Here is a 25,343-nt window from a genome sequence, read left to right on the forward strand (position 1 = left end):
AGCCCAGAGGAAGCTCAGCTGAGCGCGCGGTCCAGGTCTGCGATCAGGTCCTCGACGGTCTCGATGCCGACCGAGAGGCGGATCAGGTCCGCGGAGACCTCGAGGTCGGTGCCGGCGACGCTGGCGTGGGTCATCCGGCCCGGATGTTCGATCAGCGACTCCACGCCGCCGAGCGACTCGCCCAGCGTGAACACTTCGGCCTTGGCACAGACGTCCAGCGCGGCCTGCTCGCCGGCCTTGACCCGGAAGGAGATGATCCCGCCGAAGCGCTTCATCTGCCTCTTCGCGACCTCGTGGCCGGGGTGGGTGGACAGGCCCGGGTAGATGACCTCTTCGACCGCCGGGTGGCCGGCGAGGAACTCGACGATCTTCTCGGCGTTGTCGCAGTGACGCTCCATGCGTACGGCCAGGGTCTTGAGACCACGGTGGGTCAGGAAACAGTCGAAGGGGCCGGGCACGGCGCCGATCGAGTTCTGGTGGAAGGCGATCTTGTCGGCCAGGTCCAGGTCGCGGACGACCAGCGCGCCGCCGATGACGTCGGAGTGACCACCGACGTACTTCGTCGTCGAGTGCACGACGACGTCGGCACCCAGCGTCAACGGCTGCTGCAGGTAGGGCGAGGCGAAGGTGTTGTCGACGACGAGCAGCGCGCCGGCCTCGTGGGCGACGGCGGCGAGCGCCTCGATGTCGGCGATGTTGAGCATCGGGTTGGTCGGGGTCTCGACCCAGACCAGCTTCGTACGCCCCGGCTGGACAGCGGCCCGGACGGCCTCGACGTCGGAGAGCACGGCGGGAGTGTGGTCCAGACCCCAGGCCTTCTCCACCTTGTCGAAGAGGCGGTAGGTGCCGCCGTACGCGTCGTTGGGCAGCACCACGTGGTCACCCGGACGGCAGAGCGCGCGGACCAGGGTGTCCTCGGCGGCCAGGCCGGAGGCGAAGGCGAAACCGCGCTCCCCGGACTCCACGGAGGCCAGCGCACCTTCCAGGGCCGTACGCGTCGGGTTGGCCGAGCGGCTGTACTCGTAGCCGCCGCGCATCCCGCCGACGCCGTCCTGCTTGTAGGTGCTGGTGGCGTAGATCGGCGGGATCACCGCACCGGTCATCTCGTCCGGCTCGTAGCCGGCGTGGATGGCCTTGGTCTCGAACCCGGACTTGTCCCACTGCTGGTTGCTCACGCCCTGACCTTACCCGGGCTCGGGAAGAGGATGAGGGGCCACGGTGTTGACTGACACGTACCTCTCCCCCACCAGCGTTTGGAGCCCACCGTGTTGTTCGGCCGCCCCAAGACCGCCCTGCCCACCCCCGACCAGGCCCTGCCCGGTCGTCCCGAGCGCTCCTTCACGCTCGGCGAGCACCTGGTGCTCGGCACCCCCGTCCTCAGCCAGGAGATCCCAGCCGGTCACGAGGTCGCCATCTTCGGCCTCGGCTGCTTCTGGGGCGCGGAGGAGTTCTACTGGCAGCTCGACGGCGTCTGGTCGACGTCGGTCGGATACGCCGGTGGCGTAACGCCCCACCCGACGTACGAGGAGGTGTGCTCGGGTCGGACCGGCCACACCGAGGCCGTACGCATCGTCTTCGACCCCGACGTCGTCTCCTTCGCCGACCTGGTCAAGAAGTTCTTCGAGATCCACGACCCGACCCAGGGCATGCGCCAGGGCAACGACGTCGGCACGCAGTACCGCTCGGCGATCTACTTCACGACGCCGGAGCAGGAGGCCACCGCGCGCGAGTTGACCGCGATCTACGGCCAGGAGCTCGAACGGCGAAGCCTCGGCACGATCACCACCGAGATCGAGCCCGCGCCGACGTACTACTACGCCGAGGACCAGCACCAGCAGTACCTCGCGAAGAACCCCAACGGCTACCGCTGCCACGCCAACACGGGTGTGGTCTTCCCGGCAGACGCCTGAGGCCCGTCACTCGAGGACGGCGTCCACCCCGGTGAGCTTCGCTCCGAGCCGTACCCGGATTCGTTCCGCACCCTTGATATCGAGGGTGCCCGGGTGGAAGTACTCGGTGAAGACGCCCCCGGTATGGATGCCGTATCCGACCCGAGCCGGGCCGGGGTTGACGCCGCGGACGGTCCACCTACCGTCGGCACCGGTGAGCGCGGTGGGCGCGCACGCGGAGTCCGGGCTGTTCACCGAGACCTGAATCCCCTCCACCGAGCGGCCCTTCGCTCGCGTCACCCGTCCCGAAACCGAGGCGACGGCATCGGTGGTCATGTCCTTGACCAGCGTGTCACCGGCGACCACCCGCACCTCGATCTCGAACGAGTACCCGCAGGAGTCGATCTCGACGTCCCAGGTCCCGCTCGGCAGTTCCTTGCGGTAACGCCCTGAGGCGTCGGTCCGCGTGGTGACGGCGATGGAGGGGGCTGGGGGGAACCGCGAGTCGACGACACGCCAGCCGCCGTGGAAGGTGATCTCATGATCAGCGATCGGCATCCCGGTCGAGGTCGTCAGACTCCCGGTGACCACGGCGGGCTCGGGGACGGTGACGTCGACTCCAGCGATGCTCTGGCCGGCCTCCAGCTCCACGACGGCTGCACGTCGCGCCGACGTGGCGGCGGGGGCATAGACCTCACCACTGCCCGAGGCCTTGACGAGCACCCGGTAGTCGCCGGCCGGCAGGTGGTCGAATCCATAAGGGCCCGACCGTCCCTCGGCACTGCGCACCTCCAGCCACGGATAAGGCCGCTCCGGCGTGGGGGTGACGCGCTGCTCCAGGACCACGGAGTACGTCTGTCCCGGCGACACCTGCACGCGCCCGCCGATGCTCGCCTCCGGGGTCACCTCGATGTCCAGACGGGTCGGGACGTCCACGCCGACGTCCACACTCTCGCCGCCTCCCACGGCCGCCGCACTCGGGTGCCAGGCGAGCGCCCAGGGCCCCTTCTTCGAGCCGACGGCCACCCGGTGCGCTCCGACCGGCAGGTCAGCGAAGCGGTAGCGGCCCTCGGCGTCGGTCCTGGCGCTGCGGACCGGACCTGGCGCCAGCCATCCCAGCCTGAGCGTCACCCCCTCGAACGGCTCGCTGGCGGCCTGGACCTTCACCCCGGCGGCAGGACGGCCGGCCGAGTCCCGCACGCGCCCGTGCAGGACACCGACAGCAACAGGTTCAGGCTCGGATGTCGGCTCGGGCTCGGGCGTCAGCGTGACGGTCGACGGCTCGGGGGCGTCGTATACGGAAGCAGAGTCACCGGCGCGGTCGGGCTGGACCAGCACGATCACCCCGATGACGACGCCCAACAACCCCAGGCCCAGCAACAACTCCGCGTACTCGCGCAGGATCTTCAGCATGAGAGGTCCTCCGTCGAGAAGGAGCGAGCCAACGACGTGGCACGGGCCCGCACCCTGACCTGAGGCAACTGGGTGGCACCGCAGCCCTTGACCTCGGTGGCCACCACCCACGGGCCCGGCCCGAGCTCGACCCGGTAGCGGCCTCGACCGTCGGTGGTGACGGACTCGGTGTGGGTCAAGGTGGGTCCCCACCCGTTGAAGAACGAAACGGTCGTCCCGGAGGCTCCCGCCCCCTGGGGTGTGGTCAGTCGCCCGGTGACCACGGCAGGGGCAGGCACCTCCACATCGACGTCGTCGATGGTTTCGGCCTCCCCGAGGCGGACCACCCGGGCCTGCTCCTCGCGCTGGACCCGCGGGGCGTACGCCCGGGTGCCGATCGTCGTGTGGACGCCGACCGCGTACTCCCCCTCGGGCAGCCCTGCGAATTCGTACCGCCCGTCCTTGACCGGGGCCTCGCGGCGCGACCACTGCGGGTCGTCGCGACGAAGGAGCACGGCGGTCGCCGGATGTGCTGACGGCACCGTGACCTGACCGGACAGAGTGGCACCGGGACGCAGGGTGGCGTCCAACCGGATGACTTCACCGACCTCGAGGGGTGGTTGCTCGCCGGCCTCGGAGTCGGCGCCGGTCAACCACCGGGTGGCCCATCTGCTGCTGGCCGGCTCGGCGACGACCGCGAGCGCGCCTGGCGTCACCCGCAGTTGGTAGCAGCCGTCGGCGTCGGTGCGGTCACTCCACTCCGGCGACGTTGCTCCCCGCAGGGAAGGCACCGATTGCGTGGCGCGCACCTCGGTTCCCTCGACGGGATCGCCCTTCGGGTCGCTGAGCTGTCCGTGCACGACTGCACCCAGGGCAGGCTCCCCTGCTGTACGTGTCTCCGTGGGGGCGCACGGCTCCTCCTGCCACCAGGCCGAGCCATGGCTGGCCTGGACGCCCACGAGCAACGCGCCCGCACCGATCACGGTGCCGCCCGTGCCTGCTGCGAGCCATGCAAATCCCCGTCGCCCCATGAAGGCAGTGTGACCTACACCACGGAGAACGGTAGGACGTCTCGCGAATTCGCCGAACGGTGCGAGTCGTCAACGCCTGCACAGTTTCACGTCGCTGGCCGCCGAGGTCCGTCCTCGCACAGCGCGGCACCAAGCGACTTGACGGTCACGCGACCTGGGCGAACCGTCACTACCTGAGCCGCTGCACCCGCAGGTCCAACTCGGTCAGCACCAAGCCGTCGCGAAGAACGAAGCGACCGGGCGCGTGGACACCGGTGGCGACCAGCCGCAGCGGCTGCCCCTCCGAGTCCTGGGCGACCAGGCGATAGGTGCCCTCCGTCAAGCCGGACATGGAGAACGAACCGTCCTCGGCGTCGTACTCGAGCCACGCCGTGAGCGTCCAGTCCGAGCCCTGACGATTCTCGATCCCGATGCTGGCGCCCTGCCACCTCGCCGGCACCGACACCCGACCGGCGATGCTCGCGCGGCGATCGGTGGTGACGTCGTGGGACACCTCGCGCCCGGCGGTCACAGAGACCGATCCGGCCTCCACGCTGCGGTTGAACGGCGGTGTCTGGTGCAGGTGGACGCTGTAGTCACCGGTCGGCACTGAGGTGCTCCACCGGCCGTTGCCGTCGGTCGTGGCGCTGCCGGCGACGTCAGCCGCGGAGCCACCCTTCCCGTTGATCCAACCGCCGACCAGCACCACCTTGACCCCGGCCATCGGACGGCCGGCACGGTCCACCACGCGCCCCTCCACACGGCCCGGCCTACGCAGGGCCACGTTGATCCCGGCGATCTGCGCGCCCGCGGCGACCTTGATCTTCGTCGCTCGCCGAGGTCGGACCGCGCTCTGGTGGAAGATGTCACCGGTGTCCTCTGAGGTGACCGCGACCAGATAGGTGCCCGGGGGCAGCCCGTCCAGGGTCCAGCGTCGCGAGGTCAACGGCACCTGCCGGACCAGGCGCGGCTCCTCCCCGTCGACGCGGACCGCCTCCAAGGTCCAGGGCGACTGACCATTGCGCGTCTGCAGACCTGGTCCGAAGACGCGTCCCTCGATGCTCCCGGCTCGCTGCAACACCAGGTCATGGACAGTCTTGCCGTCAGCCGGCACCTCGATGGCCTGGGCGTCGAGGAAGTGCGCAGCGCCGCCACTGAACATCCAGGCCTTTCCCTCGCCCGGCGACCTGAAGGCAAGGACGTAGCCCTCCGGATAAGTGGTGCGCACCTCCAAGCGGTATCGACCGTCCTCGTCGGTGGTGGCGGGGGTCTCTGCGAGCGTCGGCTTGAGCACGTCGTGCGGCAACTCCCAGTTGCCCTGCAGTTCGACGCCGAACCGCGACACTTCCCAGACCTTGACCCCGGGAACGGGACTGCCATCCGAGTCCGTGACCCGTCCGACGATCTCTCCCGTGGTCTCCTCGGGTTCCCCCTCGGCCGGCGCTGACGCTTCGTTCGCGTCGGTAGCGCTCGTGGTCACCGCCGTCTGTCCACTGGAGCGCGACGAGCCCGCGGCCATCGGATCGACCTTGGTCCAGCCGTAACCGGCCGCGAACACGAACGCTGCCACCACGGCAGTGGCCGCGCCAGCCACCCCCACATCGCGAACCCGTGCGTCCATCTCTCCCCCTACGCGGACCCTCGCTCGAGTCGAGTCTGGCAGACCAGGCCCGCCGTGGGTGGCTCTTCAGTCAGCCCAGTCCCCGCGGCCGCCCCAGCCACCGAAGGCCCCGAACCCGCCACCGCCCTCGCGCGCGCTCGCCCTGGAGCCGAGGTAGGAGCCAACCACCGCTGCCCCGAGATCATCGAGCTCGGGCGAGACCATGCGCCCGTCGACCCGACGCGCCATCGACTCGATGAAGCGCGCCAGACCGGGGTCCTCACCGAGCCGGAAGAAGGTGGTCTGCGCACCGAGCCGCCGTGAGGCGTCGAGCTCGGCCACGGTCTTGGCCAGGGTCACCGGGTGCGGCGGGTAGTTGAACCAGACCTGTCCGCTGGACTCCAGGTGCGAGGTCGGCTCACCGTCGGTGACCACCAGCAGCACGGGCTGGGCACCGGGGTGCTTGCGGAAGTGCCGGTTGGCGAGCAGCAGACCGTGGTGCAGGTTCGTGCCCTTCTCCCAACGGGAGTCGAGCGCAGTCAGTTCGTCGATCTCCATCACCCGAGCGTGCCGGCCGAAGCCGATGAGCTGCAGGTTGTCGTTGCGGAAACGCGTGCTGATCAGTTGGTGCAGCGCCAGAGCAGTCCGTTTCATCGGCACCCAGCGTCCGTCCATCGCCATCGAGAAGCTGGTGTCGACCAGCAGCGCCACGGCAGCCTGCGTACGGGCCTCGCTCTCGGCGATCTCGATGTCGTCGACGTGCAGGCGCATGCCACCGGCCGGGTTGCGACCCTCGGCGACGGTGCGACGTACGGCGTTGGTCAACGTACGCGTCACGTCCCACGGCTCGGTGTCCCCGAACTCCCAGGCCCGCGCGGAGCCGGTCAGCTCGCCGGCCGTGCCGCTGCGGCGTACGTCGCGTTGGCCCTGACGGCCCGAGAGCTGGGTGGCCACATCGCGCAGCAGGGCGCGGCCCAGATGGCGCATGGCCTTGGGACTCAGACGCAGGTCGCCGGCACTGCCGCGCTGGAGGTGTCCGGACTCCCGCAGGGCCCGCTCGAGGTCGGCGAGCGCCTTGGCGTCGACCGCCGCGTCGTTGCCCAACTGGCGCGCGAGCGCGTCGAGGTCGACGTCGTCCATCCGAGCGCCGGCATAGGACTGCGCCAACTGCTCGGCCAGCGCCTCGAGGTCGGCGATGTCCTGGAGTGCGCCCGTGCCGTCACCCAGACCGAGCCCCTCGGAGCCGTCGAACGACGAGGAACCGTCCCAGTTCTCGTCCGGGCGCAGGGCCTGGAGGTGCGAGTCCATCTGGGCCAACTGCTGGGCCAACTCCGGTGACCCGAAGGCCTGCGCCGAGAGTTGCGCCAGCTCGGCGCGCTGCTCGGCGCTCATCGAGTTGAACATCCGCTGGGCCGCGGCGGCGCGGGCGGCGAGCGCGTCGAGGAGTTCGTCGACGCTGCGGGGCTGCTCGGGGAAGAAGTCGCCGTGCTTGGCCATGAAGTCAGCGAAGTGCTCGTCCGTCTCCTCGCCGCGGGCGTGCGCCGCCAACAGGTCGTTGAGATCGGAGAGCATCTCGTTGATGGCCGCGCGGTCCTCGTCGGTCGCGCCCTCGAGCGCCTGCTTCATGCCAGCGAAGCGCTGGTCGAGCATCTCCCGCCCGAGCAGGTCCTTGATCGCCTCGTACTTCTCCCGGGCCTCGCTGCTGGTCCAGTCGTAGGAGGAGAGCTCGGTGACCGCGGCCGCGGCCGACGGCGGGAGGTTGCCGAGCTGGAGCTCACGGAACGCCCGGTCACCGTCGTCCATCCTCACGTCGCGGGCCAGTTGCTTGCGCTCGGCCAGCACTGCCTGGTCAAGGAGCTCGCGGACCTCCTCGAGGGTGCCGTCGAGGTTGTGCTGCTGCAGCAGCTCGCGCCGCTTGCGGGCCACCATCGCAGCCAGGTCGTCGAGACCGCGTTGGTCCTCACCACCACGACGCAGGAACTCCGCCATCGCCCGCTCGGGCGAGTAGCCGGCCATCACGTCCTCACCGATGGCCCCCAGTGCCTCGGCGAGATCGACGGGTGGCGCCAGCGGGTCTCCCCCGGCGTAGCGCTCGTAGCGGGTCATCGACGTCTGCTCACTCGAACTCGTTTCAGTTCCGGTCGAGCCGGGCCCAGACCTGGGGCGGGAACGGCGGGTCGTCCACGGTCTCGGCGACGACGAAGCCGTGTCGCTCGCAGAACGCCGCCGCGTTGTCGTCCCCTTCGGGGTAGCGCGTCCACAACGCCCGGTCGTCGACCAGGTCGACGATCTCGGTGAGCAGCCTGGTGCCGAGTCGGTGGCCCTGGAAGTCGGGGTGCACGTGCAGGGTCGACATCACGAAACGGTCCTGCTCGTCGATCGTCGCCGAGACCAGACCGATGATCCGTCCCTGCACCTCTGCAACCACGAAGGCCCCGTCCTCCAGGGCGTCCGGGATGTCCTCGACGTCCCAGGCCAGGAGTTCGCGCTCCGCGTACCCCGGATGGATCGGGTCGTACGTCGCGGGCAGCACCACCTCCACGAGAGCACGCAACGCCTTGGCATCACTCGCACGGGCCTGCCTGGTTTCGACGTTCATGCCGCTTCCTCCTGGAGGGCTGGTACCGCGTGTTCGATCCGGGACATCGAGCTGTGCTCACCCATAGACGGTCTCGCCCCCGGCACTGTCCTTCCCGATCCGACGGGCCAGGAAGAGGCCTTCGAGGGCCAGCTCGATCGCACCGGCGATCTCGCCCTCGCTGGTTGCTCCCAGGCGCTCGGCGACGTCGTCGTACAGCTCCGACTCACCCAGCACGGGGAGCCCGTCGAGGAAGTCCGAGGCCTTCATCTGTCCACCGGTGGCGATGGTCGCCCCGCCCTCGACCGCATCCACGAGCACCGCCAGGTCGAGGCCTGCGAAACGGGCGCGGACCGTCGCCGCCACGGCCGTACGCAACAGGTGGGTGAGGATCTCGGTCTCGCGTCCCTCCTCACCCGTCTCGAACTCGACCTTGCCGCGCAGCACTGCCACCGCTGTCTCGAGGTCGACCAGACGGGCCACCGCCTCGTCCTCCCCCTGGCGGGTGGCGCGGTGCAGGGCGGCCGCGGCGATGGTCTCGGCGCCGGCGATCGTGAACCGCGCACTCACCCCGGAGCGTTGGTCGACCGCCGAGGAGTCACGCAGCGCCCGGGTGAAGCGGGCCAGGACCTCCAGCAACACCTCCGGCACGTGCGCGACCAGGTCAGCCTCCTGGGTGATGACGGCGATCTCGTCGGCCAGTTCGGTCGGGTAGTGGGTGCGGATCTCGGCGCCGAATCGGTCCTTGAGAGGCGTGATGATCCGACCGCGGTTGGTGTAGTCCTCGGGGTTGGCGCTGGCCACCACGAGCACGTCGAGAGGCAGGCGCAGCACGTAGCCACGGATCTGCACGTCGCGTTCTTCCATCACGTTCAGCATCGCGACCTGGATGCGCTCCGCGAGGTCGGGCAACTCGTTGATCGCCACGATGCCGCGGTGGCTGCGCGGGACCAGACCGAACGCGATGGTCTCCGGGTCACCGAGGTGACGCCCCTCGGCGACCTTCATCGGGTCGACGTCACCGATCAGGTCGGCCACCGACGTGTCCGGTGTGGCGAGCTTCTCGGCGTACCGCTCGGAGCGGTGCACCCAGCTGACCGCGAGGTCGTCGCCGTGCTCGGCCGCGAGGCGCTGCCACTGCGGGGTGATCGGCTCCAAGGGGTGCTCGCCGAGCTCGGAGCCGTCGATCACCGGACTCCACTCGTCGAGCAGGTCGACGAGGCTGCGCAGCAGTCGTGTCTTGCCCTGACCGCGCTCCCCGAGCAGCACGATGTCGTGCCCGGCAAGAATGGCGCGCTCGACCTGCGGGATGACCGTGTCGGCGAAGCCGTGCAGCCCCGGCCACGGGTCGGTGCCCTCGCGCAGGAGCGTCAGCAGGTTGCTGCGCAGCTCCTCGCGCAGGGTCAGGTACGTGTGTCCCGACGCGCGCAGTTCGCCGACGGTGCGGGGCTCGGGGCGGTTCGTGGGGACTGGTGGTGCGATGCTCGTCACAAGCCCCAACCTATCTGCTGGCGCCACATCTCGCTCCGAACCGTGACGGGGAACTAGCCTTGGGTCGTGCTCCAACAGACGTGTCCGTGTGGTGGGCCCAACGAGACCGACGGCGGCGACTCGAGGGCCAGACCCCGGGCGTACGACGCCTGTTGCGGTCGCCTGCACCGCGGCAGCGAGCGGGCCGGCACCGCCGAGGAACTGATGCGGTCGCGCTACTCCGCCTTCGTGCTCGGTCTCGACGACTACCTGTTCGCCACCTGGCACCCCAGGACGCGGCCCGACGACGTGCGCGGTGACCCCGGCACGGTGTGGACCGGGCTCGAGATCCTCGACCGCACCGACGGAGGGCCCGAGGACGAGACCGGCGAGGTGGAGTTCATCGCCCGCTGGCAGGGCGGTGAGATGCGCGAACGCAGCCACTTCGCCCGCCGAGCGGGACGTTGGACTTACGTCGAGGGCATGGAGTGATGCTCTAACCTCGCACCATGTCATCGACGGAGCCGGCACGCGCGGACGGACGGCGCAATCGCCAACTGATCCTCGAGGCGGCCGGCCTCGCCCTCCTGGACAACCCCCAGGCAAGCATCACCGAGGTGGCCGAACGGGCCGGGGTGACGCGGGCAACCGTCTACCGCCACTACGCCGACCGTGACGCGTTGTTGCAGGCCATGGCCACCGAGACCGCCCGCCAGATCGTCCCTGCGCTGCTCGACGAACTCCGTCCACTGCCGTGGATCGAGGCGCTCGATCTCCTGGCTGAGCGGGTGGTCAGCACCGGCGAGGCCTACCGAGACATCATCCTCACGGTGGCCCCGCAGTTGGAGCAGGCCGTGCGGATCGCGGTCGAGGACGAGCCGATCCAGGCGGAGATCGCGATCCGGAGAGCCAAGGGCGAGGTGACCACCCCGCAACCGGACGACTGGATGGCGCTCTGCATGCGTGCGGTGTGCATCGCCGCCATTGGACGACTCGCAGATCCCGCCGTACAGCGCGACGAGCTCGTCACCCACCTGGCAGCCTCACTGCGCGGTCTGGCGATCTGAGCTTCGCGGGTTCGCGCCACGTCGCCCTGTCGCCCCGTCACCCGTCGCCCCAGCGCCTGTCGCCCCGGCAACTGGTGGGTTGATGTCGTTGATTCGCCCTGTGCCGACATCAACCCACCCATTTCCGTAGGCCTTCGCCCCGGCAACCGTTGGGGTCTCAGCCCCTGCGTGGGCCGTCGACCCAGCGTTCGCCAACCCTCTGCAGCTCACCGCGTCCTGAGGTCAGCCCGGCCACGGCGTCGGCGAGCTGGTCAGGGGCGGCGACACCCAGCACCAGACGTACGTCGGCGGCGTAGGTCGCCTCCAACACCTCGACGCCCTTGAGGCGCAGCTCGCTCTCGACCCGGCCCGCCTCGGCGTGGTCGAGCCGCAGGCTCCACTCCTGGAGTTGGCGACGCTCGAGCGTGCCGACCTCTGCCAGGCCGGTCGCGACCGCCTCGCTGTAGGCGCGCACCAGCCCTCCGGCCCCGAGCAGGATCCCCCCGAACCACCGCGTGACCACGACCGCGACGTCGCTGACCCCGTGACTGTCGTGGCCGCGCAACACCTCCAACATCGGCGCCCCCGCGGTGCCCGCCGGCTCGCCGTCGTCGGAGGAGCGTTGCAGCATGGCGTCCGGCCCGATCACGAACGCGGAGCAGTGGTGTCGCGCGTCCCAGTGGGCCTTGCGCATCTGCTCCACGAGGGCTCGCGCGTCCGCCTCCTCCTCGACCCTGCGCAGCGTGCAGAGGAAGCGCGAGCGTTTGACCTCGATGAGCACGTCACCGTCCCTGGCGATGGTGCGGTAGGAGGTCATGGCAGGGCAAGGATGCCACGTCGGCTGCGGTCGTTCAGTTCCTTCATGGAAATAGTTGCCATAGTGGAAACCATCTGGAATAGTTTCCACTATGGAAAACAACGACCTGCCGTCCGTCAGCGCCGAGGAGGCGCGATCCACACTCGCCGAGCTGGAGGCCGCGCAGCGCGCCGTGCGTGACACGCCGTGGCCCACCTGGCTCTACCCGGTCAACGCCGTCCTGCTCGGCGCGTACGCCCTCCACGCACTGATCGAGGACCCCTGGCGCCTGGCCGTCGCGATGGGCATCGCCGGGGCGATCCTCGCGCTCAACATCGTCGTCGGGAAGCGGATGGGCACCCCCTGGATCCTGCCCACCAGCCGCGGCTTCCTGGCCTGCGTCGCCCTGGCCGCCGCCTGCATGGTGACCGCTGTGGTGCTGGGCCACGAGCACCCGGCTCTCGTCATCACCCTGGCCGCGGCCGCCACAGTGCTCTACCTGCTCGGCGCGGCGATCCACCACCGGAGCACCCGCCGATGAACGGCGAGCTGAACCCCGTCATCCACCCCACCCACCGACTCAAGATCTGCGCCATCCTGGCTGCCGGCACCCAGGTCGAGATGGGCATCGTCAAGGACCAGCTCGACCTCAGCCCGTCCGCGCTGAGCAAGCAGGTCGCGGCCCTGGTCGACGCCGGCTACGTCAGCCAGGAACGCTCACGCAGCGACTCACGTCGGGTGTGGCTCTCACTGACCAAGGAGGGCAAGCGCGCCTACCGCTCCCACGTGAAGGCGTTGCGCGAGATTGTCGCGGGAGCCGACCTCTGATCAGGCGCCCCACAGGCCGAGCAGGTCCCCACCGATGCGTACCACGAAGGCGGAGACCACGACGATGAAGAAGATCCGCACGAAGGCTGCGCCGCGACCGATCGCCGTACGTGCCCCGAGGTAGCCGCCGACCATGTTGGCCGCGCCCATGGCCAGGCCGACCTTCCACATCACGGCCCCCTGCGGGATGAAGACCACGAGCGCCGCCAGGTTGGTCGCCCAGTTGGCCATCTTGGCCTTGGCGGACGCCTCCAGGAAGTTGTAACCCAGCAGTCCGACCAGGGCGAAGACGAAGAACGAGCCCGTGCCCGGGCCCAGCACGCCGTCGTAGAAGCCCACGACCACACCGGTCCCCAGCGCAGCCAAGGTGTGGTGGCGACCGGCGAACCGCAGGTCGGTGATCTCCCCCAGTGACGGCTTGAAGACGACGTACGCACCGACCAGGACCAGGGCGACGAGCACGATCGGGTCGAAGGCCGACTTCGGGATCAGGCTCGCCAACGCCGCCCCGCCAGCGGAGCCGAGGAACGCAGCGAGCATCAGCGGCAGGAACGTACGTGGATCGGGTTTCACGCGTCGGGCGTACGTGGTGGCACTCACCGTGGTCCCGCAGATCGAGGCCAGCTTGTTGGTGGCGAGGATGTGCACCGGGGAGGCACCCGGCAGCCCGATCAACAGCGCCGGGAGCTGGATGAGTCCCCCGCCACCAACCACCGCATCGACGAACCCCGCGGCCAGGGCGGCAACGACGAGGAAGGCGAGGACCTCGTTCGAGATCTCCATGGCTGCCTCCTCCTGCACACTCCGGATGGATCAGACGTCGAGCAGGAGGGCCACGACGACCGTACGCACCGATCGTCGCGGCCGCGACGCCCTTGGGTCAGCCCTTGGCGAGCTGGGCCAGCAGGTCGTGACGGGTCAGGACACCCACGGGGGCGCCGTCCTCGTGCACGAGCACCGCGTCGCCGGACTCGAGCAGGCGCACCGCATCGTGCACCGACTCGGTCGAACCGATCGTGGGCAGGGGCGCCGACATGTGTTGCTCGACCGCGTCGGTCAGCTTGGCCTTGCCGGTGAAGAGGGCGTCGAGGAGGTCCCGCTCGGAGACGGATCCGGCCACCTCGGCGGCGACCACGGGGGGCTCGGCGCGGACCACGGGCATCTGGGAGACGCCGTACTCCTGGAGGATGTGGACCGCCTCGGCGATGGTCTCGCCGGGGTGGGTGTGGACCAGGTCGGGCATCGCGGCCTGCTTGCCACGGAGCACCTCGCCCACGGTCAGCTCGGCGTCGGCGTTGGACTCGGTGGCGAAGCCGTACTGGCCCAACCACTGGTCGCTGAAGACCTTGGTGAGGTAGCCGCGACCGGAGTCGGGCAGCAGCACCACGATCACGGCGTCGTCACGGCCCTCGGCGGCGAGCTCGACTGCCAGCTGCTTGGCGGCGAAGGCTGCCATGCCTGAGGAGCCACCGACCAGCAGAGCCTGCTCGCGCGCCAGACGACGGGTGAAGGCGAACGAGTCGGCGTCGGAGACCTCGATGATCCGGTCCGCGACGTTGCGGTCGTAGGTGTCGGGCCAGAAGTCCTCGCCCACGCCCTCGACGAGGTAGGGGCGACCGTCTCCGCCGGAGTAGACCGACCCGGTCGGGTCGGCGCCGATCACCTGGATGTCGGGGTTCTGCTCCTTGAGGTAGCGACCGATGCCGCTGATCGTGCCGCCGGTGCCGACACCCGCCACGAAGTGGGTGATCTTCCCCTCGGTCTGCTCCCAGATCTCGGGGCCGGTCGTCTCGTAGTGCGAGCGCGGGTTGTGCAGGTTGGCGTACTGGTTGGGCTTCCAGGCGCCCGGCTGCGAGGCCAGGCGGTCGGAGACGTTGTAGTACGAGTCGGGGTGCTCCGGCGCGACGGCGGTCGGGCAGACCACGACCTCGGCGCCGTACGCCTTGAGCACGTTGCGCTTGTCCTCGCTGACCTTGTCGGGGCAGACGAAGATGCACTTGTAGCCCTTCTCCTGGGCCACCATCGCCAGACCGACGCCGGTGTTGCCGGAGGTCGGCTCGACGATCGTGCCGCCGGGCTGCAACTCGCCGGAGGCCTCGGCGGCCTCGATCATGCGGGTCGCGATGCGGTCCTTCACCGAACCACCGGGGTTCAGGTACTCGACCTTCGCCAGGACCAGGGGCCCGGGGCTCTCCGCGCGGCGCTCGACCTCGAGCTCCGGAGCCAATGAGGTCGACAACTTCAGGAGCGGAGTGTTGCCGATCAGGTCAAGGAGAGAGTTCACGTACTGCATGTTGGTCAATCTAGCCGGGGCACCCCCGCAATCGTGAACTCCGTAGAATGGGAAGCGTGAGCAAAGCGTCCCAAGCACGCAGACTGGCCTCGGCCGCCGCCTACGGTGGTCGAGGTCTTTCCTTGGCGAGCGCTGTCATCTACGGGGTGCTCGTGGCCGAGGCCCTGGCTGCGCGCAAGATGATCGGTCGAGCCACCAAACCGGTCTTCGACGCCAGTGGTTACTACGGCAAGGGACGCCCCGGCCCCCCGATCGAGATCGCGCTGCTGGGTGATTCTGCCGCCGTCGGCTACGGCGTCGACCGGGTCGAGCACGTGCCCGGCGCCTACTGGGCCTCCGGCGTGGCGCAGTTCGCGGACCGCCGGGTCCACCTGCGCTCCTACCCGGTCGTCGGCGCCCAGTCCTCCGACCTGTGGTCCCAGGTGGACATGGTCCTCGAGGCACCCTGTGACGTCGCGGTGATCGTGGTCGGCCCCAACGACGTCACGCACATGGTGCGCCCGGCCGCCTCCGTACGTCACTTGGGAGAGTCCGTACGCCGGCTGCGGCAGGCCGGCGTCGAGGTCGTCGTCGGCACCTGCCCCGACCTAGGCACGATCCGACCGATCCTGCCCCCGCTGCGTCAGGTGGCCCGTCACTGGTCGCGTCGTCTCGCGGCCGCCCAGGCCATTGTCGCGTTGGACGAGGGGGGACGTACGGTCTCGCTCGGCACCATCCTCGGGCCCGAGTTCGAGGCCGAACCCGCCGAGCTCTTCGGCCCCGACAAGTTCCATCCCTCCCCCGAGGGCTACCACGCCTTCGCCGACGTGCTCCTGCCCACGACCCTGGCTGCTCTCGGTCTGGTGGCTCCCGACGAGCTGCTGCCCGCCGCCCAGCGCGGTGAGGGCGTACGTCGTACGGCGTCGGCCGCGGTCGAGGCCGCCGACACGACCGGTACCGAGCTGGATCCGCTGGACCTCACCGGGTCGCGACGCGCCCTGCGCGGTCGTTGGGTCGAGTTGCGACACCGTCGCCACCCGCACACCCCCGAGGCCGAGACCCCTTCGCCGGTCGACCAACCCTGAGGAAGCTCCCCTGACGTCATCACGAGCGTGCGTCCTGGCGACCACATGCGATGACGTCCCCGGAGTGGTAGCGGGAGAACGACGAAGCCCCGCTGCCGACCGGAGTCGGGAGCGGGGCTTCGTGGTGGAGCGGAGTTGCTCAGTCCTGCTGGAAGAAGGCCAGGATGCGGAGCAGGTTGGTGTAGATCCACACCAGCGAAACGGTCATCGCGAAGGCGGCGACCCAGGACTGGCGCTCGTCGACGCCCTGGGCGATGCCCTGCTCGACGAAGTCGAAGTCCATCAGCAGCATGAAGACACCGAGGACCAGACCGACGACGGCGAAGACGAGGCCGAGGATGCCGCCACCGAAGAGGCCCATGTTGATGCCGAAGAAGCTGAGCACCAGCGACAGGACGCTCAGGCCGACCATGCCGAACATGACGGCAATGACACCGCGCTTGAACTTGTTGCTGAGCTTGATCTCGAAGAACTTGTAGGCGGCCAGGGTGCCTGCGAAGGCAGCCATGGTGCCGAGCACCGCGTTGGTGACGATGCCGGGGTACTTCGCCTCGAAGAAGACGCTGATCGCGCCGAGGGCCACGCCCTCGAAGGCCGCGAACGCGAGGACCAGGGCGGGGCTGATGACCCGCTTGAAGGAGTTGACCAACGAAAGGGCGAACGCACCGCCGGCACCGATCATGGCGACCATGCCGATCTGCGCCACCTGCTCGTTGCTCCAGCTGGTGGGGTCTCCGGCCCAGATCCAGGTCGCCATCGCCACGACGACGACCACGGCGAGCGTGATGCCGGTCTTCTGCACGACGGAGTCGATGGTCATCCGGGCAACCGGAGCCTGCTGACCGGGCGCGCCGACACCCCACGTCGAGGGGTCGCCGTAGCCGTCAGCGGCCGGCTGGCCGTACTGCGTCTGACCGTAGCCCTGACCGTTGAAGGCTTCGGAACGGTTGAACACGGGGTTGTTGCTTCTCATCTGGTCTCTTCTCCTCAGAGGCCTCGGGCACGGTCTGAAGACCACGCTCGCACTGCTCGAACCCTACGCGGGTCTTGATGACTCAACGGACAGCGACCGCACCGATGTTCCCGATCAGATGCGGATTCACGGTTTTCTCAGGCTCTGCGGCCAGAAACAGGTTCAGCCCGGACACCCGGACAGTGGGCTTTGGAGGCTCGATTGGGGTCAGGGCTGTTGACTTGCCGCACAGCAACCCGGTCCCTCGGACCGGTCCCCGTCTCCCGAAAGGCCCTGCATGCGCGCGCTCGTCCACCACACGTTCGGTGACCCCGGCCAGGTTCTCGCTGTCGAGGAGGTCCCCCTGCCCGAGCCCGGGCCGGGCAAGGTGCGGGTCCGCACCCTCCTCGCCGCGGTGCACAACCACGACCTGATGACGGTGGCTGGCCAGTACGGCTACCGGCCCGAGCTCCCCGCCCGCGCGGGCACCGAGGCGGTCGGCGTGATCGACGCGCTCGGCGAGGGCGTCACCCATCTCCAGGTGGGCCAGCGAGTCGCGACCGGCGCAGCGTTCGGCACCTGGGCGGAGTACTTCACCGCCTCGGCGGCTGCAGTGATCCCCGTGCCGGACTCGCTCACCGACGAGGCCGCCGCCCAGATCTACTCGATGCCGTTCAGCGCCCTGACCCTGCTCGACTCCCTCGGTCTGGCCGAGGGCGACTGGATGGTCCAGAACACCGCCAACGGAGCGGTGGGACGCTACGTCGCCCAGCTCGCCAAGGCTCGCGGGATCAAGGTCCTCGGCCTCGTACGCCGCGCTGCCGGCGTGGAGGAGCTCGCCTCCCAGGGCATCACCGACGTGGTCTCCACGGACGCTGACGACTGGCGCAAGCAGGTCAAGGCCATCACCGGCGGGGCGCCGATCAAGGCAGGCGTCGACTCGGTCGGCGGACCGGCCTCGGGTCAGGTGCTCTCCCTGATCGCCGAGGACGGCCTCCTCGTCATCTTCGGAGCCATGGCCTCCAACACCGTCGAGCTCAACGTCGGCGACGTCCTCTTCAAGCAGATCACCGTGAAGGGGTTCTGGGGCAACAAGGTCGCCGGCGCGATGACCGATGAGCAGAAGGTCGCCGCCTTCACCGAGCTCATCACTCGGATCGAGGAGGGGACGCTCACGCTCACCGTCGACTCCGTGCACCCGCTCGACGAGATGGCTGCCGCAGCCGAGGCCAGCGCCCGTCCGGGCCGACTCGGCAAGGTGCTCCTGCGGCCGTGACGCCTGCCGGGGGCGGCAGGCGACCACTGGTGCCCCCGGTGGGACTCGAACCCACACTGAGCCGTGTTTAAGACGGTTTCCTCTGCCGATTGGGACACGGGGGCGTCTGCCTCTGAGCAGTGCTCAGAGGTAGGTCTGGCGAGCGTAGACCGCGTGGGCTCCGGCCACACGGTCGAGGAACAGGTAACCGTCGCAGTGGTCGATCTCGTGCTGCAGGCAACGCGCCTCGAACGCGTCGGTGCGCACCTCGATCTCCTCGCCGGTGCCGGGCAGCTGTCCGCGTACGAGGACCCGGCTGGCGCGCTTGACGTCACCGGTGAAGTCCGGCGCGCTCATGCAGCCCTCGCGAGCCTTCTCGTTGCGACTCGACTCGACGACCTCGGCGTTGCAGAGCACGAAGGTGCCGTGGTGCGTCTTCGTCTTGGCGTGCTCGGAGACGTCGACGCAGAAGACCTTCACCCCGACGCCGACCTGGGGCGCGGCGAGGCCGACGCACCCAGGCGAGACCCGCATGGTGGCAACCAGGTCGGCGGCCAACTGGACGATCTCCGGGGCGGTGGGGTCCACCCTGTCGCCATCGGTCGAGAGCACCGACGCGGGGGCGCGTACGACCTCCAGGACGCGCCCGGAGACCGCCAGCTCGCTCTCGGTCCAGGCGGCGAGCCGTTCGTTGCTGGCACTCACAGCTCGTCGGCCTCCACGGCACGCAGGGTCGCCCCGACGCCGAGCTCGGTGGCGGCGGCCTTGATCGCGGCCTCCAGGGCAGCGGTGTCGACGCCGTCGGGCAGGCTCACCTCGGCGACGAGCAGGTAGAGGTCACCGGCCAGCCGGGTGGTCAGGTCGGTGATGTTGCCGTCGACCGCAGCCACCTGGCCCACCACCGTGGAGACGATGCCGGGACGGTCGCCGCCGTGCACCGTCAGCACCCACTGGCTGCCGGGCGCGGCCGGCGCCTCCTCGTGGGGCACCTCACGCACGGTGACGGTCAGGGTGCCGTCGGCCGACAGCGGGTCCAACGCCTCGGAGATCGCCTCGTCGCTGGCCGCGCCGGCGCAGATCAACGTCATCGCGAAGTGACCACGCAACAGGGTCATCGAGGAGTCCTCGATGTTGAGGCCCAGACCGGCGAGCCGATCCGTGGTCCAGGCGATGATGCCGGGGCGGTCGTGCCCCAGGACGGTGATGGCGTGGAGGGTCCCTGCGTCAGTCATACGACCATTGTCCACTCCCGCCCGGGCGCCTGCGAGCGCGACCCGCACCCCCGGGCCGCCCGCTCCCTCACTCCTGCCCTCACGCCAGCCCTGCCAACGCGCGCGCCCGGGTGAAGAGCTCGTCGGTCATGGTTTCGGTGAGTCGTCCGGTGAAGGTGTTGTGTGGCGACGGGTGGAAGCAACCGATCAGGGTGACGCCGTCCAGCTCCACCTCCACCCCGTGGCCGAACTTCGGTCGCGGTCTCGGCACCGCGACGCCGGCACCAGCCAGCGCATCCAGCGCGCCGCCCCACCCGAAGGCACCCAGCGCCACCACGACGCGCAGGGAGTCGCGGACCAGCGCGACCTCACGGTGGATCCACGGCGCGCAGGTGTCGCGCTCCGCCGGCGTCGGCTTGTTGTCGGGCGGGGCACAGCGGACCCTTGCGACCATCCGGGCGCCCACCAACTGCTGTCCGTCCCCGGCGTGGTCGGAGCGTTCGCGGGCCGCGAACCCGACGCGGTGCAGGCTGGCGAAGAGCCAGTCACCACTGGGGTCGCCGGTGAAGACCCGCCCGGTTCGGTTGCCCCCGTTGGCCGCGGGGGCGAGCCCGACGATCAGCACCCGAGGTTGCGGGTCGCCCCAGCCCGGGATCGGCCGTCCCCAGTAAGGCTGGTCCGCGAAGGAGGCCCGCTTCTGCCGGGCCACGCCCTGACGCCAGGTCACCAACCGAGGGCAGGCCGAGCAGACACTCACCCGCTCCTCCACCTGCGCCAGGTCTGCTGCGACCGCCAACCGACGTACGCCGCCCGGCGACCGGGCCACGGAAGCGCCCGGCGCTGCGGGGTCCTCGGGCCACCCGGTGCCGGGCGGGACCGGGGAGGCGAAGAGCTCACCGGTCAGCGGGTGCGGCAACAACGGTTCCACCATCACCTCACCCTCGCATCCGTGGGCCGGGGATCGCCACCGACAGGGCCGTCGGGGCCGTCGGTGGGGTCGGGCCCGTGGGTGGGGTCAGCGCTGGGCCACGGACCAGGCGATGCCTTCGAGGATGTCGGCCTCGGAGACCGTCCAGTGGCTCACGGTGACGCGGGCGAGGATGCGGTCCATGATCAGGGCGCCGGCGTCGATGACGTCGGCGCGACCGGGGTGCATGAAGCCGAGCTGCAGGCGCTGTTGCGTGGTCGCCCCGACCAGGTCGGCGCAGAAGTCGCGCGCGCCCTCGACCGAGAGCACCGCGTGGTCGACGGCCTCGGGGTCGTACGCCGGCAGCGCGAGCACACCGGCGGCGATCGTCGTGCAGGTGCCGGCGATGCCGATCACCGTGACTGCCGACGCGATGTCGACGCCGACTGCCTCGGCCTCGTCGAGCGCCGCTTCGATGTCGGCGACGCAGGCTGCCACCTCTTCGGGAGCGGACGGGTCGGAGTGCAGGTGGCGTTCGCTGAGGCGTACGGAGCCGATGTCGGCCGAGTGGGCCGCGACCGGTCCGTCCAGGTCACCGAGGATGAGCTCGGTGGACCCTCCCCCGATGTCGATCACGAGGAGCGGGGCCTTCGGCGGCACGACCAGCCCTCGTACGGCCCCGGAGTAGGCGAGCTGCGCCTCCTCGGCGCCGGGGATCACTTCGGGGCGCACTCCCAGACGAGCCTCGACCCCGGCGGCGAAGACGTCGGCGTTGGAGGCGTCGCGGGTGGCCGACGTGGCGCAGAAGCGGATGCGGTCGGGGGTGACGCCGTGCTCGCGGACCAGGACCGCGTACTCGTCGAGGGCCGCGAAGGCCCGCGCCAGGGCGTCCGGGTGCAGCTCCCCCGTGGTGTCAACCCCCTGCCCGAGACGGACCATCGTGCTGGCACGCACGTCGACCCGGGGCAGCTCGCCGATCAACAGCTTGATGGTGTTCGTGCCGCAGTCGAAGGCCGCGATCTTCTGGTTGCTCACCCGGGACTCACCCCGCGGCAGGAGCGGCGTCGGGGTCGCTGTCCGGATCGCAGGCGGAGACGCAGGCGCCGTCGGCCCACCAGTCACCGAGCAGGTCGAGCACCTCGTCGCCTAGGGGGTTGACGCCGCGGCCCTGCGCCAGGGACTGCCCGGCGAGGACGTGCAGGCACTTGACCCGGTCGGGCATCCCGCCGGCCGAGATCCCCTCGATCTCCGGCACGTCGTGACCCGCTGCGGCGCCGATCTCGGCGCGGGCCGCGAGATAGCGCTCGTGGGCGGCGCGATAGGCCTGCGCCAGCTCGGGGTCAGTGCCGAGACGCGCCTGCATCTCCTTCATCAGCCCACTGCCCTCCAGGGTGCCGATCCGGGAGGCGGCCTTGGGGCAGGTCAGGTAGTAGGTCGTGGGGAACGGCGTACCGTTGGGGAGGCGAGGCTCGGTGGCCACCACGTCGGGGTTGCCACAGGGGCAACGGTGGCCCACTCCGGCGATGCCGCGAGGCTCACGTCCGAGCTGCTGCTCGATCGCCTTGACGTCGGCCGGCTCGATCACTGCTTCTCCTGCTTGTTCTTCTTCACGCCGTCGATCACGGCAGGCATCCGGGTCTGGTCCGGCGGCGGGTCTCCCGCCAGCTCCACCGAACCCCAGACAGTCTCCCACCAGGCGGTGGGCTCCTCCTTCAGCACCTCGTCAGGGTCACTGAGGTCGGCGGCACTGTCGAGCGGCTGACCGTCCTCGTCGAGCACCTGGTAACCGGTCTCCCCGGGCATCAGGTAGCCGAGGTGCGAGCGGGCTTGGGCTCGCACGTACGCCGGGTCGTCCCAGCGCCGCTTCTCACGCTCGAGCTCGGCGATGTTGGCCTCCGAGTCGGCGATCTGCTCCTTGAGCGACTGGATGTGCGCCCGCTGGTCGAAGTAGGCGCGCATCGACGAGGCGTACGAGACCGCGAGCACCAGGACCACGAGCAGCAGGATGGCGGCCCTGCCGGTGAGTCGCGGTCGCCTGCGGGCGGGCGCCCCACGGGCGGCCACCGTGCGGCCGGCGACCGACTGCCGCGCGCGGGGCGACGAGCGGGGGCCACCCTCGGACGGCGACTCGAGGGGGCCTTCACCACGCGCGCCCGCAGACGACGCAGCGACCCGAGCCCGCGGGGACTGGTCCCGCTGGCCGGGTCGCCGGCTTCCTCCGGGTGTGGAGGCGTTACGTCGTTGCGCCATCAGGCGACAAGTCTCCCTCGATCAGAGGGAGAAACGCGGGAACGCGGCCGCACCGGCGTAGCGCGCCGCGTCGCCGAGGTGGTCCTCGATGCGCAGGAGCTGGTTGTACTTCGCGACGCGCTCGGAGCGGGCCGGGGCGCCGGTCTTGATCTGGCCGCAGTTGGTGGCCACCGCGAGGTCGGCGATGGTGGTGTCCTCGGTCTCGCCCGAGCGGTGGCTCATCATGTTGCGGTAGCCGGCGCGGTGCGCGAGGTCGACGGAGTCGAGGGTCTCGGTGAGCGTGCCGATCTGGTTGACCTTCACCAGCATGGCGTTGGCCTGGCCGCCGGTGATGCCGCGCTGGAGCCGCTCGACGTTGGTGACGAAGAGGTCGTCCCCGACCAGCTGGGTCTTGGCTCCGAGTTGGTCGGTGAGCGTCTTCCACCCCTCCCAGTCGTCCTCGTCGAGCGGGTCCTCGATGGAGACGATGGGGTAGGCGGCGACGAGCTCGGCGTAGTAGGCGCTCATCTCGGCAGCGGACTTCTGCTGACCCTCGAAGGTGTAGGCACCGTCGGTGCAGAACTCCGAGGCTGCGACGTCCAGGGCAAGGACGATGTCCTTGCCCAGGCTGAGCCCGGTGGTCTCGATCGCGCTGGCGATCAGGTCGAGGGCGGCGCGGTTGCTGGAGAGGTTGGGGGCGAAACCGCCCTCGTCGCCGACGGCCGTGGCCAGGCCCTGCTTCTTCAGCACGGACTTGAGCGCGTGGTAGACCTCGGTGCCCTGCTGGAGCGCCTCGCCGAAGGTCGCTGCGCCGATCGGCGCGATCATGAACTCCTGGATGTCGACGTTGGTGTCCGCGTGGGCGCCACCGTTGAGGATGTTCATCATCGGGACGGGCAGCAGGTGCGCGTTGGGGCCACCGACGTAGCGGAAGAGCGGCAGACCGGCCGACTCGGCCGCGGCGTGGGCGGTGGCCAGCGAGACGCCGAGGATGGCGTTGGCGCCGAGGTTCGCCTTGTTGGGCGTGCCGTCGAGGGCGATCATCGTCTCGTCGACGAGGCGCTGGTCGTCGGCGGCGAGGCCTTCGAGCGCGGGGCCGATGGTGGAGATGACGGCCTCCACGGCCTTGGCGACGCCCTTGCCGTTGTAGCGGGGGGTCTCGTCGCGCAGTTCAACCGCCTCGAAAGCTCCGGTGGAGGCGCCCGAGGGAACGGCCGCACGGCCGAAGGAGCCGTCGTCCAGGAGGACCTCGACCTCGACCGTGGGGTTGCCGCGCGAGTCAAGGATCTCGCGTGCGCCGACTGCTTCGATGGCTGCCATCAGTGCTGCTCCTGTGTGGGTGTGCGTGTGCGTGAGACGAGCGGAGTCAGCCTAACCGCCACCAGCCGCCACCCTTCAGCCCGACCAGCAGCCCGGCCAGCAGCTGGCTGCAACCCGTACGGCCGCACCCGGACGCAAACGCAGGGGTGCGAACTGCCGTACCCAAAGTTAGGTAACTTTAGGGGTATCATTTCACCAATTAGGGGCATTGACTACGGCATCGACACCTACGCTCGATCCATCATCACTCCCCGGGGGGACTCGACCACATGAAGATCGTCACCACGACCGTCGCAGCCGCGATGCTGGCGAGCCTCGGCATCGCCACCTTCGCCGCTCCGGTCAGCAGCGCGACTGCTCCCGCCCGGTCCCAGGTGAACACCTGGACCACGCCGACCCTCCAGCGCCAGTTGACGGCCCCTGTCACGGGCACCGCCCAGGTCAAGGCGCCCGCCCGGCCCGTCTCCACCGCCCAGGCGAAGAAGTCCAAGAAGAAGAACCGCGCCTACATCTCCAGGAGCAAGCTCAAGGGCACGTGGGGTGTCTACAAGGGCCCCGGCGAAGAGGCCTGGGTGGCCTACGAACGATCCAGCGGCGCGAAGAAGAAGTACCTCGGTTACATCGCGAACAAGCCCAAGCCGCGTTGGATGGGCGCCTGGATCGCCGACAACGACATCGGCCGGGTCACCAAGGCCTACATCGAGAACAGCCAGCAGGGCAACAAGAATGCCTGGGTGCAGTTGACCATCTTCCGGATGGATCCCTGGTACACCGAGAGCCAGCGCAGGGCCCCCACCGACCAGCAGGTCCGGTCCTACAAGCGGTGGATCGACAACTCCGCGAAGGCGATCGGCAACACCAAGACCATCCTGGTCCTGCAGCCCGACTCGACCTTCCTGCGCGGCGTGCCGAACTTCAAGAAGTCCTCTGGCCTCATCAAGTACGCCGCCAAGAAGTACGGCGCCCTCCCGAACACCCGCGTCTACCTCGAGACCGGCGGCTGGGACTGGCCGGCGCCCGGCCAGGGCGGCGCCAAGGAGGCGGCGCGCCTGCTGCAGGCCAGCGGCATCAAGTACGCCGACGGCATCGCCACCAACACGACGCACTACAACTCCACCGGCAAGGACATCCAGCGGGTCGCCGAGCTCGTGAAGATCTTCAACAAGCGCGGCATCCGAGGCCTCAAGGGCGTCATCAACACCTCGAGCAACGGCAAGGGCTTCACCTTCGGCAACTACACCGGCCCGGACCCCGACCACGCCTTCGCCTGCAAGCCCGGCAACCTGCGCGGCACCTGCGTGACGCTGGGCATCCCGCCGACCACCAACGTGGCTGCGGCGAAGTGGAAGCTGTCGAAGAAGTCGCGCCGCCTCGCCGCCAAGTACGTCGACGGATACATGTGGATCGGTCGCCCCTGGCTCTACCGCCAGAACATCCCCTTCATGGAGGACCGGGCCGTCCAGCTCGTGAAGAGCTCCCCCTTCTACAAGGGCTGATCCCCGG

General features: G+C 69.7%; 26 protein-coding genes and 1 tRNA gene. 8 read left to right on the forward strand and 19 right to left on the reverse strand.

The window, feature by feature from the left end; all coding sequences use genetic code 11:
- Window positions 1–14 precede the first annotated feature (14 nt).
- Window positions 15–1,175, reverse strand: a complete 1,161-nt coding sequence (locus DNK52_RS03545) for a cystathionine gamma-synthase (protein ID WP_110239553.1) — start codon at window positions 1,173–1,175, stop codon at window positions 15–17.
- Window positions 1,176–1,265: 90 nt separating this feature from the next.
- Here DNK52_RS03545 and msrA point away from each other — a divergent pair, with 90 nt between their 5' ends.
- Window positions 1,266–1,910 (forward strand): peptide-methionine (S)-S-oxide reductase MsrA, encoded by a 645-nt coding sequence (msrA, locus tag DNK52_RS03550; protein WP_239455360.1) that lies wholly within the window; start codon window positions 1,266–1,268, stop codon window positions 1,908–1,910.
- A 6-nt stretch (window positions 1,911–1,916) separates the two neighbouring features.
- Here msrA and DNK52_RS03555 read toward each other — a convergent pair whose 3' ends face one another.
- The 6 genes from DNK52_RS03555 to DNK52_RS03580 form a co-directional block, all read right to left on the reverse strand.
- Window positions 1,917–3,302: a carboxypeptidase-like regulatory domain-containing protein gene (locus tag DNK52_RS03555; protein ID WP_110239555.1), complete on the reverse strand. Its 1,386-nt coding sequence runs from the start codon at window positions 3,300–3,302 to the stop codon at window positions 1,917–1,919.
- A complete protein-coding gene (locus tag DNK52_RS03560) occupies window positions 3,296–4,312 on the reverse strand; it encodes a carboxypeptidase-like regulatory domain-containing protein (RefSeq protein ID WP_162598585.1) in 1,017 nt (338 codons plus the stop codon). The genes DNK52_RS03555 and DNK52_RS03560 overlap by 7 nt, the downstream gene beginning before the upstream one ends.
- Window positions 4,313–4,481: 169 nt before the next feature.
- Entirely contained in the window at window positions 4,482–5,912 is a 1,431-nt protein-coding gene (locus tag DNK52_RS03565) for a carboxypeptidase-like regulatory domain-containing protein (protein WP_110239559.1), read from the reverse strand.
- A 66-nt stretch (window positions 5,913–5,978) separates the two neighbouring features.
- Complete coding sequence (locus tag DNK52_RS03570; RefSeq protein WP_110239561.1) at window positions 5,979–7,997, reverse strand: vWA domain-containing protein; 2,019 nt, start codon at window positions 7,995–7,997, stop codon at window positions 5,979–5,981.
- 25 nt (window positions 7,998–8,022) lie between these two features.
- Window positions 8,023–8,490, reverse strand: coding sequence for a GNAT family N-acetyltransferase (locus DNK52_RS03575; protein ID WP_110239563.1), 468 nt, complete (start codon window positions 8,488–8,490; stop codon window positions 8,023–8,025).
- Between the two features lie 57 nt (window positions 8,491–8,547).
- Complete coding sequence (locus tag DNK52_RS03580; RefSeq protein ID WP_239455361.1) at window positions 8,548–9,960, reverse strand: MoxR family ATPase; 1,413 nt, start codon at window positions 9,958–9,960, stop codon at window positions 8,548–8,550.
- Window positions 9,961–10,026: 66 nt separating this feature from the next.
- On the opposite strand from DNK52_RS03580, the gene DNK52_RS03585 reads away from it, so the two are divergent.
- Window positions 10,027–10,431, forward strand: coding sequence for a YchJ family protein (locus tag DNK52_RS03585; protein ID WP_239455362.1), 405 nt, complete (start codon window positions 10,027–10,029; stop codon window positions 10,429–10,431).
- 17 nt (window positions 10,432–10,448) lie between these two features.
- Window positions 10,449–11,006 (forward strand): TetR/AcrR family transcriptional regulator, encoded by a 558-nt coding sequence (locus DNK52_RS03590; RefSeq protein WP_110239565.1) that lies wholly within the window; start codon window positions 10,449–10,451, stop codon window positions 11,004–11,006.
- 157 nt (window positions 11,007–11,163) lie between these two features.
- Here DNK52_RS03590 and DNK52_RS03595 read toward each other — a convergent pair whose 3' ends face one another.
- Window positions 11,164–11,802: a YigZ family protein gene (locus DNK52_RS03595; protein WP_110239567.1), complete on the reverse strand. Its 639-nt coding sequence runs from the start codon at window positions 11,800–11,802 to the stop codon at window positions 11,164–11,166.
- A 91-nt stretch (window positions 11,803–11,893) separates the two neighbouring features.
- Between DNK52_RS03595 and DNK52_RS03600 the strand changes: the two genes are divergently transcribed.
- Both DNK52_RS03600 and DNK52_RS03605 read left to right on the forward strand, forming a co-directional pair.
- Complete coding sequence (locus DNK52_RS03600) at window positions 11,894–12,322, forward strand: hypothetical protein (RefSeq protein ID WP_110239569.1); 429 nt, start codon at window positions 11,894–11,896, stop codon at window positions 12,320–12,322.
- Window positions 12,319–12,609 carry a transcriptional regulator gene (locus DNK52_RS03605; RefSeq protein ID WP_110239571.1) on the forward strand — a complete coding sequence of 97 codons (291 nt, stop codon included), beginning with the start codon at window positions 12,319–12,321 and terminating at the stop codon, window positions 12,607–12,609. The genes DNK52_RS03600 and DNK52_RS03605 overlap by 4 nt, the downstream gene beginning before the upstream one ends.
- Here the strand turns inward: DNK52_RS03605 and DNK52_RS03610 are convergent, their stop codons facing one another.
- Together DNK52_RS03610 and DNK52_RS03615 are read right to left on the reverse strand one after the other, a co-directional pair.
- Window positions 12,610–13,392 carry a sulfite exporter TauE/SafE family protein gene (locus tag DNK52_RS03610; protein WP_110239573.1) on the reverse strand — a complete coding sequence of 261 codons (783 nt, stop codon included), beginning with the start codon at window positions 13,390–13,392 and terminating at the stop codon, window positions 12,610–12,612. It abuts the gene before it with no gap.
- Between the two features lie 97 nt (window positions 13,393–13,489).
- Entirely contained in the window at window positions 13,490–14,902 is a 1,413-nt protein-coding gene (locus DNK52_RS03615; protein ID WP_110239575.1) for a cystathionine beta-synthase, read from the reverse strand.
- 56 nt (window positions 14,903–14,958) lie between these two features.
- Between DNK52_RS03615 and DNK52_RS03620 the strand changes: the two genes are divergently transcribed.
- Window positions 14,959–15,966, forward strand: coding sequence for an SGNH/GDSL hydrolase family protein (locus tag DNK52_RS03620; protein ID WP_110239957.1), 1,008 nt, complete (start codon window positions 14,959–14,961; stop codon window positions 15,964–15,966).
- A 139-nt stretch (window positions 15,967–16,105) separates the two neighbouring features.
- On the opposite strand, the gene DNK52_RS03625 is transcribed toward DNK52_RS03620, so the two are convergent.
- On the reverse strand, window positions 16,106–16,939 hold the full coding sequence (locus DNK52_RS03625) for a Bax inhibitor-1/YccA family protein (RefSeq protein WP_110239577.1): 834 nt from the start codon (window positions 16,937–16,939) through the stop codon (window positions 16,106–16,108).
- Between the two features lie 277 nt (window positions 16,940–17,216).
- Here DNK52_RS03625 and DNK52_RS03630 point away from each other — a divergent pair, with 277 nt between their 5' ends.
- Entirely contained in the window at window positions 17,217–18,194 is a 978-nt protein-coding gene (locus DNK52_RS03630) for a zinc-binding dehydrogenase (protein ID WP_110239579.1), read from the forward strand.
- A gap of 27 nt (window positions 18,195–18,221) precedes the next feature.
- Here the strand turns inward: DNK52_RS03630 and DNK52_RS03635 are convergent.
- From DNK52_RS03635 to eno, 8 genes are all read right to left on the reverse strand, one after another.
- A tRNA-Leu gene (locus DNK52_RS03635) sits at window positions 18,222–18,298 on the reverse strand.
- A 19-nt stretch (window positions 18,299–18,317) separates the two neighbouring features.
- Complete coding sequence (gene def / locus DNK52_RS03640) at window positions 18,318–18,878, reverse strand: peptide deformylase (protein WP_110239580.1); 561 nt, start codon at window positions 18,876–18,878, stop codon at window positions 18,318–18,320.
- Window positions 18,875–19,405: a glycine cleavage system transcriptional repressor gene (locus DNK52_RS03645; protein WP_110239581.1), complete on the reverse strand. Its 531-nt coding sequence runs from the start codon at window positions 19,403–19,405 to the stop codon at window positions 18,875–18,877. Before DNK52_RS03645 ends, def begins: the two co-directional genes overlap by 4 nt.
- Window positions 19,406–19,484: 79 nt before the next feature.
- Entirely contained in the window at window positions 19,485–20,315 is an 831-nt protein-coding gene (locus tag DNK52_RS03650; protein WP_110239582.1) for a uracil-DNA glycosylase, read from the reverse strand.
- An 84-nt stretch (window positions 20,316–20,399) separates the two neighbouring features.
- Complete coding sequence (locus tag DNK52_RS03655) at window positions 20,400–21,326, reverse strand: Ppx/GppA phosphatase family protein (protein WP_239455363.1); 927 nt, start codon at window positions 21,324–21,326, stop codon at window positions 20,400–20,402.
- A 7-nt stretch (window positions 21,327–21,333) separates the two neighbouring features.
- On the reverse strand, window positions 21,334–21,876 hold the full coding sequence (locus tag DNK52_RS03660; RefSeq protein ID WP_110239583.1) for a DUF501 domain-containing protein: 543 nt from the start codon (window positions 21,874–21,876) through the stop codon (window positions 21,334–21,336).
- On the reverse strand, window positions 21,873–22,541 hold the full coding sequence (locus DNK52_RS03665; RefSeq protein WP_110239584.1) for an FtsB family cell division protein: 669 nt from the start codon (window positions 22,539–22,541) through the stop codon (window positions 21,873–21,875). The genes DNK52_RS03660 and DNK52_RS03665 overlap by 4 nt, the downstream gene beginning before the upstream one ends.
- Before the next feature lie 21 nt (window positions 22,542–22,562).
- Window positions 22,563–23,840 (reverse strand): phosphopyruvate hydratase, encoded by a 1,278-nt coding sequence (gene eno, locus DNK52_RS03670; protein WP_110239585.1) that lies wholly within the window; start codon window positions 23,838–23,840, stop codon window positions 22,563–22,565.
- Between the two features lie 269 nt (window positions 23,841–24,109).
- Here eno and DNK52_RS03675 point away from each other — a divergent pair, with 269 nt between their 5' ends.
- Entirely contained in the window at window positions 24,110–25,336 is a 1,227-nt protein-coding gene (locus tag DNK52_RS03675) for a glycoside hydrolase family 6 protein (protein ID WP_110239586.1), read from the forward strand.
- Window positions 25,337–25,343: the final 7 nt, after the last annotated feature.

The organism is Nocardioides gilvus (genome assembly GCF_003194605.1).
Lineage (GTDB): Bacteria > Actinomycetota > Actinomycetes > Propionibacteriales > Nocardioidaceae > Nocardioides > Nocardioides gilvus.

Coding starts and splice junctions, on each gene's coding strand:
- DNK52_RS03555 (WP_110239555.1), bottom strand. CDS start 3,302: ATGCTGAAGATCCTGCGCGAGTACGCGGAGTTGTTGCTGGGCCTGGGG.
- DNK52_RS03560 (WP_162598585.1), bottom strand. CDS start 4,312: ATGGGGCGACGGGGATTTGCATGGCTCGCAGCAGGCACGGGCGGCACC.
- DNK52_RS03565 (WP_110239559.1), bottom strand. CDS start 5,912: ATGGACGCACGGGTTCGCGATGTGGGGGTGGCTGGCGCGGCCACTGCC.
- DNK52_RS03570 (WP_110239561.1), bottom strand. CDS start 7,997: ATGACCCGCTACGAGCGCTACGCCGGGGGAGACCCGCTGGCGCCACCC.
- DNK52_RS03575 (WP_110239563.1), bottom strand. CDS start 8,490: ATGAACGTCGAAACCAGGCAGGCCCGTGCGAGTGATGCCAAGGCGTTG.
- DNK52_RS03590 (WP_110239565.1), top strand. CDS start 10,449: ATGTCATCGACGGAGCCGGCACGCGCGGACGGACGGCGCAATCGCCAA.
- DNK52_RS03595 (WP_110239567.1), bottom strand. CDS start 11,802: ATGACCTCCTACCGCACCATCGCCAGGGACGGTGACGTGCTCATCGAG.
- DNK52_RS03600 (WP_110239569.1), top strand. CDS start 11,894: ATGGAAAACAACGACCTGCCGTCCGTCAGCGCCGAGGAGGCGCGATCC.
- DNK52_RS03605 (WP_110239571.1), top strand. CDS start 12,319: ATGAACGGCGAGCTGAACCCCGTCATCCACCCCACCCACCGACTCAAG.
- DNK52_RS03610 (WP_110239573.1), bottom strand. CDS start 13,392: ATGGAGATCTCGAACGAGGTCCTCGCCTTCCTCGTCGTTGCCGCCCTG.
- DNK52_RS03615 (WP_110239575.1), bottom strand. CDS start 14,902: ATGCAGTACGTGAACTCTCTCCTTGACCTGATCGGCAACACTCCGCTC.
- DNK52_RS03625 (WP_110239577.1), bottom strand. CDS start 16,939: ATGAGAAGCAACAACCCCGTGTTCAACCGTTCCGAAGCCTTCAACGGT.
- DNK52_RS03630 (WP_110239579.1), top strand. CDS start 17,217: ATGCGCGCGCTCGTCCACCACACGTTCGGTGACCCCGGCCAGGTTCTC.
- DNK52_RS03645 (WP_110239581.1), bottom strand. CDS start 19,405: ATGACTGACGCAGGGACCCTCCACGCCATCACCGTCCTGGGGCACGAC.
- DNK52_RS03650 (WP_110239582.1), bottom strand. CDS start 20,315: ATGGTGGAACCGTTGTTGCCGCACCCGCTGACCGGTGAGCTCTTCGCC.
- DNK52_RS03665 (WP_110239584.1), bottom strand. CDS start 22,541: ATGGCGCAACGACGTAACGCCTCCACACCCGGAGGAAGCCGGCGACCC.
- eno (WP_110239585.1), bottom strand. CDS start 23,840: ATGGCAGCCATCGAAGCAGTCGGCGCACGCGAGATCCTTGACTCGCGC.
- DNK52_RS03675 (WP_110239586.1), top strand. CDS start 24,110: ATGAAGATCGTCACCACGACCGTCGCAGCCGCGATGCTGGCGAGCCTC.